Annotated in this window: 10 protein-coding genes; 4 read left to right on the top strand and 6 right to left on the bottom strand. The window is 55.6% G+C overall.

Annotated features, from left to right (window positions below):
* Positions 1-13 precede the first annotated feature (13 nt).
* A complete protein-coding gene (locus tag AXF15_RS00875; RefSeq protein ID WP_066602042.1) occupies positions 14-1,681 on the bottom strand; it encodes a glycosyltransferase family 4 protein in 1,668 nt (555 codons plus the stop codon).
* A gap of 7 nt (positions 1,682-1,688) precedes the next feature.
* Positions 1,689-3,362: a VPLPA-CTERM-specific exosortase XrtD gene (gene xrtD, locus AXF15_RS00870; RefSeq protein ID WP_151192240.1), complete on the bottom strand. Its 1,674-nt coding sequence runs from the start codon at positions 3,360-3,362 to the stop codon at positions 1,689-1,691.
* Between the two features lie 140 nt (positions 3,363-3,502).
* On the opposite strand from xrtD, the gene AXF15_RS00865 reads away from it, so the two are divergent.
* Positions 3,503-4,423, top strand: a complete 921-nt coding sequence (locus tag AXF15_RS00865) for a manganese-dependent inorganic pyrophosphatase (RefSeq protein WP_066602035.1) — start codon at positions 3,503-3,505, stop codon at positions 4,421-4,423.
* A gap of 97 nt (positions 4,424-4,520) precedes the next feature.
* Here AXF15_RS00865 and AXF15_RS00860 read toward each other — a convergent pair whose 3' ends face one another.
* The gene (locus tag AXF15_RS00860) at positions 4,521-6,851 is read right to left on the bottom strand and encodes an SLC13 family permease (protein WP_066602028.1); all 2,331 of its coding nucleotides are present in this window, start codon (positions 6,849-6,851) and stop codon (positions 4,521-4,523) included.
* Positions 6,852-7,220: 369 nt separating this feature from the next.
* On the opposite strand from AXF15_RS00860, the gene AXF15_RS00855 reads away from it, so the two are divergent.
* Positions 7,221-7,628, top strand: a complete 408-nt coding sequence (locus AXF15_RS00855; RefSeq protein WP_211258995.1) for an NlpC/P60 family protein — start codon at positions 7,221-7,223, stop codon at positions 7,626-7,628.
* A 39-nt stretch (positions 7,629-7,667) separates the two neighbouring features.
* On the opposite strand, the gene hflX is transcribed toward AXF15_RS00855, so the two are convergent.
* Complete coding sequence (gene hflX, locus AXF15_RS00850) at positions 7,668-9,140, bottom strand: GTPase HflX (protein WP_335338895.1); 1,473 nt, start codon at positions 9,138-9,140, stop codon at positions 7,668-7,670.
* A 156-nt stretch (positions 9,141-9,296) separates the two neighbouring features.
* Entirely contained in the window at positions 9,297-9,890 is a 594-nt protein-coding gene (locus tag AXF15_RS00845; RefSeq protein ID WP_066602021.1) for an IMP cyclohydrolase, read from the bottom strand.
* Between the two features lie 246 nt (positions 9,891-10,136).
* Between AXF15_RS00845 and AXF15_RS13895 the strand changes: the two genes are divergently transcribed.
* Positions 10,137-10,865, top strand: a complete 729-nt coding sequence (locus AXF15_RS13895; protein WP_151192239.1) for a hypothetical protein — start codon at positions 10,137-10,139, stop codon at positions 10,863-10,865.
* 94 nt (positions 10,866-10,959) lie between these two features.
* Here the strand turns inward: AXF15_RS13895 and AXF15_RS00840 are convergent, their stop codons facing one another.
* Positions 10,960-11,574 (bottom strand): TetR/AcrR family transcriptional regulator, encoded by a 615-nt coding sequence (locus AXF15_RS00840; protein WP_066602019.1) that lies wholly within the window; start codon positions 11,572-11,574, stop codon positions 10,960-10,962.
* 265 nt (positions 11,575-11,839) lie between these two features.
* On the opposite strand from AXF15_RS00840, the gene AXF15_RS00835 reads away from it, so the two are divergent.
* Positions 11,840-13,120 (top strand): OmpP1/FadL family transporter, encoded by a 1,281-nt coding sequence (locus AXF15_RS00835; RefSeq protein WP_169793555.1) that lies wholly within the window; start codon positions 11,840-11,842, stop codon positions 13,118-13,120.
* The last annotated feature ends 11 nt before the right edge of the window (positions 13,121-13,131 follow it).

Below are 13,131 nucleotides of genomic sequence, written 5' to 3'. Positions count from 1 at the left end.
ATGCAGATTCAACTTAGAGAACAGCTCTTCTAAAGAGAATCATGAAAGCAGTTTCGCCAAGTAAAAAACAAGTCACAAAAATAATATACTTTCTATTTCTCCCGATACGGGAAAATATTAAATTTAGTGCAAGTCCCAGCAAGACAGCTTTCATTATTATTTGTCGCACATTATATGGATCATTCTGTCCTTCTGGTATCAATATAAGAAGAAGTATAAATGCAAGTAATATATAATCTAATGGGTTGAGTGGAGTCTTTTCTGGGGTAAGAATAAGGCACCCAAAATAAAAAAAAGTTAGTGCAAAAAAAATAAACGATAATAAATTGTATGATTCCATGGGTATGGATTTTTCTATACTTCCTATGCTTCCATACACAGAAGTATATAATATAAAAAATAAAAGTATATAATATATATATTTTATAGATATAGATTTATAATCTATAAAAAATAATATCAATAAAAATATAGATAATATTAAAATTGTATGCAGCGTATATGGTGGATAATGATTTATGTAAATGATATTTATAAAAAAGAATAAGAAAAATAGAGCGAAAAAAGATTTCCAGAATATAAATGAGATACAATATCTTATATCTATTGGTTTCCCGTTCCAAATAAATAATGATACTATTCCATTTTTTATTGATGAGTATAGATCATGCGCATCAATATTTTTTCCGTGAATAGCGAGACGTAAAAACATAATAGCGCAAAAAATAAGAATATATACTGTGAGCGCTATGTAATCCTGTACAAAGCGCATTCCAAATCCTACGAGGATAAGTGAGAAATGGAGAAAGTAGATACTGATGACGGCCTGCTCCTGGGAAAGGCCTGCACGCAGTAGTTTATGGTGAAGATGATTTTTATCCGGCTTGAAGGGACTGTTGCCTGATCGGATGCGTTCGTAAATGACCATGGCCGTGTCCAGAACCGGTGTCCCGAGCAGGAATAAAGGCAACACAGGGCTGTAGATGGACTCTCCTTGCGTCAACATCATAAGACAGATACCGATGCTGTATCCCAGAAACTGACTGCCTGTATCGCCCATGAAAACTTCCGCCGGGTGCATATTGAAGCGCATGAAGCCGACCAGGCCGCCGGAGACAGCTAATGCCACGGCTATAGGCAGAAGGGTCTCTTGAACATACCCCAAGAGAGCGCAAGCCAGAAGTACGAGAAGGGAGAGTCCGCCCGCCAGAGCATCCAACCCGTCGCTTAGATTGATGATATTGATGACTGCCAACACAAATATCACGGTGACCAAAATGGATGCTGGTCCCAGATATATGGTTGAGCCGGGCCAAAGCTCTCCCAGACAGGAAATTTTGATACCCGATAGCGCGATAAAAAGGAGTACGGCCAGGATTTGGCCAAGAAATTTTAATTTGTAGTTCAGGTCCCGCATGTCATCCCAAATGCCGAATGCGAGTATGACGGCTCCGCCGCCGAGGTAGCCACTCAGCGGTCTGGATGAGGGCAGCACTGCGAACAGAGCGGCCAAGGTTCCCAGAGCAATGGCCAGACCACCGGTGCGCGGGATGAGACTGGTATGAATTTTACGGGGATCAGGCTTGTCTACAATCCCCCAGCGACGTCCCAAGCGGATGTTCAGGGGCACCATGAGCGTCGAAAGAAGAAACGCTATGTAGAAAATAATCAAGAAGTTCATGACAATCTTATGGGCTAAATGAAGAAGAATCAGTTTTCATGAGTTTGAATTCCTCGGCGGCTGCTGGGTAATCGGCGCCTGGCAGTAAATTTTCCAGAACAGGGATGATATGCTGGAGCAAATCATGAAGTCGTGCTTCTCCATCCTGTTCACTTTCTTGTGGATAGAGGGGAGTGATCAGGCGGACCAGGGCTCCGTCTGATCGCCGTTTAGTCAGGGAGTCCCAGAAGGTGTAAAGCTTCAGCTCCAAGCCGTTGGTCAGGTACCGCCCTCTGGCCGGAAACCAGAAATACGAGAGCATCCGCTGGCCGTTCTGGTCCAGCAATGCGCGGTTGACCCGCATGGGCGCATGGCCGGGCAGATTCAATTCAGTGGCTTGGGATTGCAGAAATTCCCAGCCGCCTCCGCGCAGGCAGGTTTCCGGAGAATGGATGGATTCCCCTTTGCTCTGACTCTGGTACCAGGCCACATAAAAATCCACCATGCGCCCCTGATTGTTCTGGTAATCGATTTGTACATAATCTGTAAAATCCAGGGTATCGATGAAGCGCTGTTCCATGGCGATGCCACGTCCATTCCAGCCGTCAAAAGTCAGAGGAAATGAGGCCAGCGGCTTGGCTTCGGGTAAAATGTCAGGAGTTGCTTCCCGGTACCCCAGATAGCCGTGTGCGAGGAGAATAAGGAGAAGTCCGGCCACAAGCGGCTGCGTTCTCCAAAATTTTTGGGGAGATGGCGGGATCGGTTGCGACGTGGATGCTTTTCGGCTGAGCTGAATTTTGTTCCGTCCGGCCAATAGCCGCATCAGGCCAAACAAAACGCCAGTAGAAAGAAGGAACATGATCCAGCCCATGAGTTCGTGGGCATCTTCTTCCAGTACAGCCAAGCCGTAGCTGCGTGCCAACAGCCCTGTGAGGCCGATACGTACACCATTCATGATAATGGCCAGAGGAAGAGTTGAAAGCATCAGAAGCAGGCGTTTCCACCATTTGTCTCGAAAAAAATAGGTCAGGAGCATGCCCACGATGAAAAGGGGAATCAGAAATCTAAGTCCCGAACACGCGGCCACAACCTCAAGCTGCGCGAAACCGAGGTCAATCGTGTTGCCGTTCTGGTAAGCGGGGACCTTGAATAGATGCAAAAGGGCCGTTCCGAGTTGTGTGGACAGCAGCTGCATACCTATGGTCAGGCGGCTGTATATGTAGTTGGGCGGTGGAAAGGCGGTCAGCAGCAGGATGATGGGGAAAATAACGAGGCGCATTTTGGTCCAGCCTAAAATGGCCCAGCACACGCCAAATACGGCCCACCACAGAGCCAGGTAAAGGGTCAGATACTCCCCGCCCAGTTCGCCAAGGAGCAGGAGACCGCCCGCAATGACAAATGCTCCCAGTGCCGACCAGGACGGCTTTGATGGCATGTGTTCCAGCTCGTCCTTACGCTCCCAGACCAGATAGGCAATGGTGAAGGGGATAAGATAGCAGTAGTCGAAATCCGCCCGGCTCCACTCTCTGGTTGCCAGACGAACAATGATTTCGTGGAATACGAGGATGATGGCTCCGGTTCCGATTCCCCAGGCCAGCCAATTTATTCGAGGTGTATATGTGCCCATGGTTTTCATGCTGTCGAAGTGTTGAAATTGCAAACAAGTCTCATGCCAAATAAAATTCCACCGGATTTTTGGCAATGTTGATTTTCTTCATACCCAATGATCATGCGGGTACGAAGCATGAGAAGACAAGTTCGGTCTTGGCATTCAAAATCATTTGTGATATTTGGCACAATATTGGTTTGGTTGTTCTTAAGAAATCTTTGAGGAGGAAAGTCATGTCTGTTTACGTTTTCGGCCACAAAAATCCTGATTCCGATACCGTATGCAGCGCCATAGCGCTGGCGGATCTGAAAACCAAACTCGGCGTGAACTGTACGCCTGTCGCTCAGGGAGAGCTTCCGCCCGAGACGGTATTCATCCTGAAAAAATTCGGTGTCGCGGCCCCTGCGGTGAAGACATCCTATGCCGGAGAGAAGGTTTTTCTGGTGGACACGTCCGATCTGAGCCAGCTGCCCGATGATATCAAGCAGGCCGAAGTTCTGGGCATCGTCGATCACCACAAATTGGGCGATCTGACGACTTCCAGCCCGCTGGAGTGCTGGATTTGGCCTGTTGGCTGTACATCGACGGTCATTGCCTCCATGTACAGATTTCATGGAGTGGAGATTCCTAAAAATATCGCTGGCATCATGCTTGGCGCCATTTTGAGCGATACGGTCATCTTCAAATCTCCGACATGTACTCCGGCCGACAAGGAGGCTGCCGAAAGGTTGGCCAAAATTGCCGGCGTGAGCGATCTTTCCGCGCTGGGGATGGAGATGTTCAAGGTCAAGTCGGCGGTGGAAGGCACTCCGGCCCGCGAACTGGTCCTGCGCGACTACAAGGATTTCAACATGAACGGGACCAAGGTCGGCATCGGACAGCTGGAGGTTGTGGACCTTTCCATACTGGATGCAGTCAAGGGCGACCTCGCCAGGGACATCGCGGCCCTGAAGGCCGAGAAGGGCAATCATTCCGTTTTTCTTCTTCTGACGGATATCATGAAGGAAGGCTCGGAGATGCTCATCGCTTCCGACGATGAAAGCATCGTGGAGAAGGCTTTCAACATAAAGCCCTCCGCCGGCAAGGTCTGGCTGCCCGGGGTCATGTCCCGCAAGAAGGATGTCGTGCCCAAGTTCGAAAAGACTTTTGCCTGATTTTTCAGATCGTCTTCTTAAATCAGAAAAGCCCGGTCACTCGTCATGGCCGGGCTTTTTTTCGACTGGCGGGCCGGCATCAGGTGGCGGGCCGGCATCAGGCCGGCCAGAATAACGGCAGAAGCCATACGCACAACAGAAAAACGATGAAGGTCAGCGGTACACCGATTTTCAGGTAGTCGGAGAACTTGTACCCGCCGGGTCCCATGACCAGCAGATGGGCCGGATGGGAGAGGGGGCTCGCGTAGCTGGCCGAGGCGCTCATGGCCACGGTCATCATCAGAAGGTGCGGAGAAATGCCCAGTTCCGTCGCGGCGCTCAGAGCCACAGGGGTCATCAGCACGACCAGTGCCGAGGTGGGGATGATCTGGGTGCCGAGCACCGTGACCCCGAACAGGGCGGCCACAACCCAGCGCGGCCCCAGGTCGCCCACCAGGGAAATGAGCGCCGTGGCGCCCATCTGCGCGGCTCCCGTGTTTTGGATGGCCACCCCGAGGGGCAGCATGCTGGCAATGAGAAATACAACCCTCCATTCGATGGCGCGGTAGGCTTCCTCCATGCTCAGGCATCCCAAAAGGACCATGACGGCCGCGCCCGTCAGGGCGGCGATGGATATGGGCACCAGCCCGGATATGGCGCTGGCCAGCACGGCGAGCATGATGGCCGTGGCAATGGGGGCCTTGTGCAGCCGGGGAGCCTGTGCCGCCTCCTGGTCCAGCACCAGAAAGTCGGGGTCGCGGGCCAGAACTTCCAGATTTTGTCTCGGCCCGTACACCAGAAGGGCGTCGCCGAATTTCAGGGGCATGTCCTGAAGTCCCTGACGGTAGGCGTGTCCCTTGCGCCAGATGGCCAGCACGCTCAGCCCGTAGTGGTCACGGAACAGCAGGTCGTTCAGCGTCCGTCCGGCCAGGGTTGTCCGGGGCGAAAGCAGGACTTCGGCCATGCCGATGTGCTGGGATTCCAGTTCTGCCGCCAGTCTGGAGGATTGCCCGGAGATTTCCAGATCCTGCAAACCTTCAAAAATATCCAGATCGCGCTTCCGGCCCTGAACGACAAGAAGGTCGCCTTCCTGCAGCGTTTCCTCGGGCGAGGGCATGCAGATGAGCTCTTCCTGCCGGATCAGCGCCGTGACCGTGAGTCCGAAGGCGTTGCCCAGACGGCTTTCCACCAGATTGCGCCCGGCCAGGACCGAGCCTTCGGGCAGGCGCACGGCCGCCAGGCGCATTTCGTTGCAGGCCAGGCTTTCCACCTCGTGGGGCGGCACCGCGGTCAGTTCCGCCACCAGGCCGTCTTCCGCCAGGTGGTCCAGAGCGGTCTGCTCTCCCTGCAGCAGAAGAATGTCTCCCACATTGAAATGATGCCGCCGGAGATCCCCAAGGCATGCACCGGAGGCTTCCTCCACGGACAGCACATGCACCCGGCAGTCGCGGCGCAATCCACTTTCCAGCAGGCTTTTCCCCAGCAGGGAAGAATCCTCCCCGATGACGCCTCGGGCCGTAGTCAGCAGGCCCGGCTTCAGGGCCTCGCCTGCCGCTTCCACCCGCAGATGCTGGCTGCCGCGGAAGCGATCTACGCTGTCCGTCTGGCCGTGTACCACGAGGATATCACCGGCCTGCAAAACTTCCGTGGCCTTGGGAGAGAGAATGAACGCTCCGGCCCGTTGCAGGCATACCACGGTCAGATATAGGGCGGAGCCCAGCCGGCTTTCGGCCAGGGAGCAGCCCACCAGAGGAGAGTTCTGGTCGATCTGGATGGAAAAAATGTGTGCACCCAGCTGGTAGGATGTCTCCAGATTTTCGCCGCTTTCCTGCCTGGCCGAGCCTTTGGGCAGCAGATGGCGGCCCATCAGAACCACGAAGGCAATGCCGACCAGTACGATGGCGCCGGTAATGGGAGTGAAGTCGAAAATGCCGAAAGGCTTCAGTCCGGCGGCGCGCAGGGCATCCGTGATCAGGATATTGGGCGGCGTGGAAATGCCTGTAAAAGGGCCGCCCAGAAGACAGCCGAAGGCCAGAGGCAGCAGCAGGCGCGATGGAGAGCGTCCACTGCGGCGCGCCAGCTCCATGGTGGCCGGAAGCAGGATGGCCGCCACCGTGACGGTATTGACCAGCGCGGACAGAAAGCTTGCCGCCACCATCAGGGCGACGATCAGTGTCACCTCGCTGCCCCGCGAGAAACGCTGGAGCGGCTGGCCTATGCGGTAAGCCACTCCCGTTTTGGTCAGTCCGGCCGAGAGGATGAACATGGCCCAGACCGTGACCACGGCCGGGCTGCTGAAGCCCGTCAGGGCGTCCGTGGGGGAAACCAGCCCGGTCAGAGTCAGGGCCGACAGGACCAGAAGTCCCACCACATCCACCGGCACCCAGCCGCCCACAAAGACGACCAGAGCCACGGACACGATGATCAGCAAAATGACGAGTGAAAGCATGGAGTGTCCTGGAAAAATGGTTGCGAATTCAAAAGAACGCGGTCAATAAACCCCGGATGCGCAGAATGCATGCAGCTCGGGCGGCCTGCGCTCTGAAATATTTCTCCTTTGCGAGCTTCTGAGCTTTTTCCCTGGGCTCAGTCAAGAACCCGGACTTTCCGGGCCCTCGGAGCACCCGGAACACATAAGGATATTGACAGAAAACATATGCAAGCTTTTCAAAATTTTGGAGAGGCCGTGGCAACCGGCTCCGTACGGCAGTGCGAAAAGTGTGGTCTTTATGGCGCTCTCGTCTTGCTGGTTTTTCTTTTTTCGTGTGGTGGCTGCTCCGCCAAAACCGTTGTCGGCGACCTCTCTCCGAGAGGTGAAATGCTGGCCCAGTATGAGCCGCCCAAAAAATATCTTTCCATCAGCGAAGCGTTGCGTCTTCAGTATGCTTCATGGAAAGGCGTCCGGCACCGCGTCGGAGGAGCGGACAAGAGGGGAGTGGACTGCTCCGGGCTTATGCAGGCGGTATTTCGCGACGCGTTCCGGGTGGATCTGCCCCGTACATCGCTGGAACAGAGCCGGATGGGCCGGAAGGTGAAAAAAATTGCGGAGATGCGCCCCGGCGATCTGGTTTTTTTCGTGGATCGGGGGCTGGATCATATCGGCGTGGTGATGGATCGCCGACGCTTTCTGCATGCCTCGACGAAACACGGGGTGATCATTTCCGATTTCGATGAGTATTGGACTCCGCGTCTGAAACGCATCAGCCGCGTCCTTAACATAAACTGAACGGCGTATTTTCGTGCGAGTTGAATATATTTCGGTCGGCTACAACAGAGATTTGATGCGCTCCACCAGCGGAGTCAGGGACGGCCGGTGAATGGCTGAGATGAACACGGCCTGGGGGTGGGCGAAGGCCAGGGCGGACGGGTCCGGAGCGAGATCGGTTTTGTTCAGGGCCAGGATGCGCGGGATGCCGTCCAGTTTCAGATCGCGCAGAATGGCTTCCACGGCTTCGAGCTGCTGGTCCATTTCCGGATGCGAGGCGTCGGCCACATGCACGAGCAGATCCGCGCCCTGGAGTTCTTCCAGGGTGGCCATGAACGCCTCGCGGAGGTCTTCGGGCAGATGGCGGATGAAGCCCACCGTGTCCGTGAGGATGATTTCCCGGTCTTCGGGAAAGCGCAGGCGGCGGCTGGTGGGGTCCAGCGTGGCGAATAGCCTGTTTTCGGCCAGAACGTCACTTCGGGTCAGGGTATTCAGCAGGGTGGATTTGCCCGCGTTGGTGTAACCCACCAGAGAAACCACGGGCAATCCGGCCTTGTCGCGGCGGCCCCGCGTGGCCGCGCGATGCCTGCGCACTCCGGCCAGCTCCGTTTTGAGCTGAGCCAGACGTTCGCGGATTTTGCGGCGGTCCATCTCCAGTTTGCTTTCACCGGGACCACGCCCGCCAATGCCGCCCATGAGGCGGCTCAGAGCCCGGTTCTGGCCCACTAGGCGCGGCATCATGTACTTGAGCTGGGCCATTTCCACCTGAAGCTTGCCCTCTTTCGTCCGGGCGTGCTGGGCGAAAATATCCAGAATGAGCTGGGTCCGGTCCAGCACCTTGCGTTCCGTGATCTGGCTCAGATTGCGCTGCTGGGTGGGCGAAAGCTCCTGGTCGAAGACCAGCACGGATGCGTTTTTCTGCAGAGCCAGCACCTCCAGTTCCGCCAGCTTGCCCCGGCCCAGAATGAGTTTGGGATTGACCCGGGGTACCCGCTGCACCACCTCGCCTGCCACATCCAGCCCGGCAGTGACCGCCAGCTCGGCCAGTTCGGCCAGAGAGCGTTCCTGCACGCTTCTGGGAGCCGCTCCCACGCTGACCAGAATGGCCGAGCCCTCGCGGGCGGTCGAGGCCACGCTCTGCCCCGTGCGGGCCAGTTCATCTTCCAGGGCTCTGGCGCTGGCGTCGAAATCGAAATCCACCTCGTCCCAGATTCTGGGCGGATGCACCATGTATGGCAGTTCGTCGGCATTGGGCGGCAGCAGATGCGCAATCTGGCAGGCTCCGGGCGTGCCTTCAGGGGAGACGGTCAGGACGCAGACGGCGTCCAGGCGCAGAAAAGCCATGTCCATCAGGTCTTCCTGAGTCAGCAGGGAAGAGTCCAGGTGGGTGTGCAGCAGACGCAGACCGCTCAGGCGCGACTGGGCTTCGCGGTGGCGGGAGAGCTCGGGGATGAGGATACTGTCCTGCTCGCCGGCAATGACCATGACCGGCACACCCTTGCGGTTGACGAGCACGCCGATCTGGCGGCCCATGCCGCGGCTCAGCAGAGCCAGCTCTTTGGCCTGATCGGCGGTGAACCCGCCCAGACCGGGGAAGCGCCGGTTGTAAAGGCGGGACAGGGCCGTAATCTGGCTGGGTTTGAGGCCTGTGAGGCTGCCGAGGGGTTTGGAGGAGATGGTTCGCCTCCGTCAGGAGCGGTTCAGGTATGCAGCGATCATGTGGTCGTAGCCGGAGGTCAGCTCGAAGGTCAGGCTGGCCATGCGTTTGCGGAAAGGCAGGGACAGGGCGCCGCCGTTTTCGCGTATTTCCCGCATGCATTCGGCGTAATGCTCCGGAGCCGGGAGGACCGCCACGGAATGGAAATTTTTGGCCGCGGCCCGGAGCATGGTCGGCCCGCCGATATCGATCTGCTCCACGGCCTGTCTGTCTTCGAGAGACTGGCGCACGGCTTCGGCGAAATTGTACAGATTGACGCAGACCAGATCAAAGGGCGCCAGCCGCAGATCTTTCATGGTCTGCATGTGTGCGGGGTCGTCCTTGCTGGCCAGGATACCCGCGTGCACATGCGGATGCAGGGTTTTCACCCGTCCGCCCAGAATTTCGGGAAAGCCCGTCACGTCGCTTACGGAGCGGACCTTGAGGCCCGCCTGCAGAAGCTTCTTGCGGGTGCCGCCGGTGGAAACCAGTTCCACCCCGGATTCCTGGAGAAAGCGGGCGAACTCGTCCAGTCCGCTCTTGTCCGTGACGCTCAGAATAGCCCGGCGAATGGGCAGCATGTCCATGAGATGCTCCTTCCGAAAAAATATCGACGGTCAGTGCCAGCTTTGACGCGAACATGCAAGGCGGACGCGGGCTGTCCGGCGGATGGAACTACGGAGTTATTGATTGCAATGGCTGACTCGTATCCTGAGAGAAACGCGGGAACGATACTCTTTTCCGCGATGTAAGGGGGCAGGCAATGATATCCAAGCAAGTTGTCTTGCTTCTTGAATTATTTGGGTGCGTGGATAAGCTGGAGCCAGTGAAAATTGATCCTCAAGTATAGCCGCATAATGGGGGGTATGATGCAAAGAGAAAATAAATCTTTAATTCCAATCGTTGTTTTTATGTCTCTCATGTTCTCATGTGCAACGCATAGAGGCATAGAACCATCGATAGACGCACACCAAAGACGAGGAATATTGCTTAATAAGCCTATATTTTATTCTGTTTACGATGGAAGAGCTCAACAAGAAAATATAGATATAACGAGTAGACTGAAAGAAGACCTCGCTCGAATATATGGTGATTCAATATTGTGGTCTGAATACTTTGATAAAACTCCAGATGGGAGAGTTGCAATTCGGATCAGGATGATCACATTAGGATCAAATTTCGGGAGCAGATTAGTATCCACTGCAGCTTTTACAAATGCTGTCAGTTCCGCTCAAGCAAGCGCAGTTGGACCATGGGGTATTGCCATAGGAGCTGCAACTTCCCAACAATTAGTATTTGGAGGGACAGTCACAGGAGAAGGATGGTGGAATGGCGCTGTATGGGTTGACTTGGAGGTTGAAGACAAGCGTGGAAAAATACCTGTCAATTTTACAATTCCAATTGTTGCCGAGCATAAGGAATCCAATACATTGGGTTATGCATCGGGAGATAAAGCAGCTCAGGCATCTTGGGACAAGGCTGCTGTCCAACTCATCAGAGCTATAGATGCTATTCTCAGGGTAGTTAGAGATCACCAGGGAACAGATGCAATGTATGACTAAAATGTATCGCTATAATCAATTTTCAGTTCAGTTATAAAGATCACCTCGCATGACTCATTTGTGGCAGCTATATCGCCGTTACGGGCAGGGTAAGTCAGGCCGGGGGTTGATCCAGCCCCGGCTCGAGGTATTTACGCAGGATACTCAGGATCTCCGGATAGAACCCTTCGGGGAAGGGTAGACCCAGAACATTTTCCCGGGCCAGCAGATGGGCTCTGGTGGAGCCGAACACCGTGGAGAAGATGACGCTGGCGGTGAGTCCGGGGTCGAGGTCCGGCCGGATGGTGCCGTCGGCCACGCCCTGTTCGATGCAGCCCCGCATTTTGTCCACCACCCGCCGGCACACGGCCAGAATCTCCGAGTTGTCGGCGGTGACGGTGTGGGCCAGAAAGGGAGAGCAGCGCAAGAGGGTCAGAAAGCCGGAGTTTTCCTCAGTGGAGAATTTGAGGATGCATTTGGAGAAATTGAGCACGCTGCTCAAACCGTCCGAGGAGTAGTAGAGGCTCTCATCGATTTTTTCCAGCAACCCGGTCAGAATGTCGATTTCCACCAGCTGGAAAAGATTTTCCTTGCTCCCGTAATGATGGGCAATGAGCCCGTCGGCGATGCCCGCTTCCTGGGCGATGCGCTTGTAGGTGGTTTCGGCGTAGCCCAGCTCTCCGAAAAGCCGCTTGGCGGTTTCCAGAATGCGTTCCTTGTTGTCCGTCATCGGCCTCTTCTCCTTTTTTTCCGCATATCCGGCCCGTCTAATCAGGACCGCACATCTCCGTCCACCATTTTTCAGTATTCATCCTGTGTGCCCGCTCAATGTCTCGTCAGCCCAATTCATTTTTAAGATGCTTTAACACTGCGTATTTTCGCTCTTTTTTGCCGTTGACGGCGTCATATTCTTCCTTTAGTGCCCGCTCTCATATTTTTCCTGAGCGGGTGCTCAGAATGGTTTCGGTACCGTAACGGCAGGCATGGGAGGAGCTATGCGCGCAAGTTGGAGAGTGTGGGGACTGGCCTGTATGCTGGTCTGTGTGGCGGCGTCGGTCTGTTCCGCAGCGGGGTTCAGCATTTACGAATGGAGCGCACGCGGCAACGCTCTGGGCGGAACCCTGGTGGGGCGGGCGGACGATCCGTCGGCGCTGGCGTATAATCCGGCGGGCATCACCCAGCTGGACGGCGTGCAGGTCATGGCCGGTTTCACGGCCATTCGTCCCGTGCTGGACATCAGAACCGTCGGGCCCGAAGGGGATAAATGGACCACTTCGGAGCGGGACGCCCTGTGGATGCCGCCCCATGCCTACGCCACATGGAAGGTCAACGACCGCTACAGTGTGGGCCTTGGCGTTTTCTCCCGCTTTGGCCTGGGCTCCGTCATCGACGAAAAATGGCCGGGCCGCTACAACTCCTACCGCGCGGTCATCCAGGCCATCTCCATCAATCCCAATGTGGCGGTAAAGGTGACGGACCGGCTGTCCGCCGCTTTCGGAGTCGAGGCCATGCATCTGAGCTTCCTCAAAGAACAGAAGATCAACCTGAGCCGGATCAATCCTCTTCTGCCTGACGGCGACAGCAAAATAGATGCCGACGGCTGGGGCGGCGGGTTCAATCTGGCCCTGCATTATCAGCCCTGCGACTACGCACGCGTCGGTCTGACCTATCGCGGACCCGTGCCCATGAAGGTGCGCGGTACGGCCGAATTTTCCGACATCCCTTCCATGGTGCAGGCTGCCGGGCTGCTCCGGGACTCGGATGCCAACGGCAAGGTCACTCTGCCCGATTCCGTGGCCCTGGGCGTTACGCTCTATCCCACCGAAAAGCTGAGCGTCGAATTGAGCGCCATGCACACCTTCTGGAGCAAGTACAAGGAACTGCGCATCAACTACGCTGATCCGGTCATTCCCGGCCCCGGCGGAAGGCGGCTCGACCAGACCGTGCAGCGCAAGCATTGGAAGGACGTGTGGCGGCTCGGCGTGGGCGTGGAGTACGCCGCGCTGGATTGGCTCGATCTGCGCGCGGGGTACGTCTACGATCAGGAACCGGTCCGGGGGGACTACATCGATTACATGGTTCCGGCCAACAACCGGCATCTGTTCAACGCCGGTCTGGGTTTCCACCGGAACAACTGGACCTTGGACATGCACTACACTTACCTGATGATCGAGGACCGCGACATCAAGGCCCGTTTGGCGGAAGGCGTGTACAAGGGCGAGATCAAAAACGCCGACGCGCACATGGTCGGCCTTTCGATCGGCTACGCCTTCTGATCATCTAGGCT

It is taken from the genome of Desulfomicrobium orale DSM 12838, assembly GCF_001553625.1.
In the GTDB taxonomy this organism is placed as follows: domain Bacteria; phylum Desulfobacterota; class Desulfovibrionia; order Desulfovibrionales; family Desulfomicrobiaceae; genus Desulfomicrobium; species Desulfomicrobium orale.
This window is presented reverse-complemented; position numbering and strand designations above follow the sequence as displayed.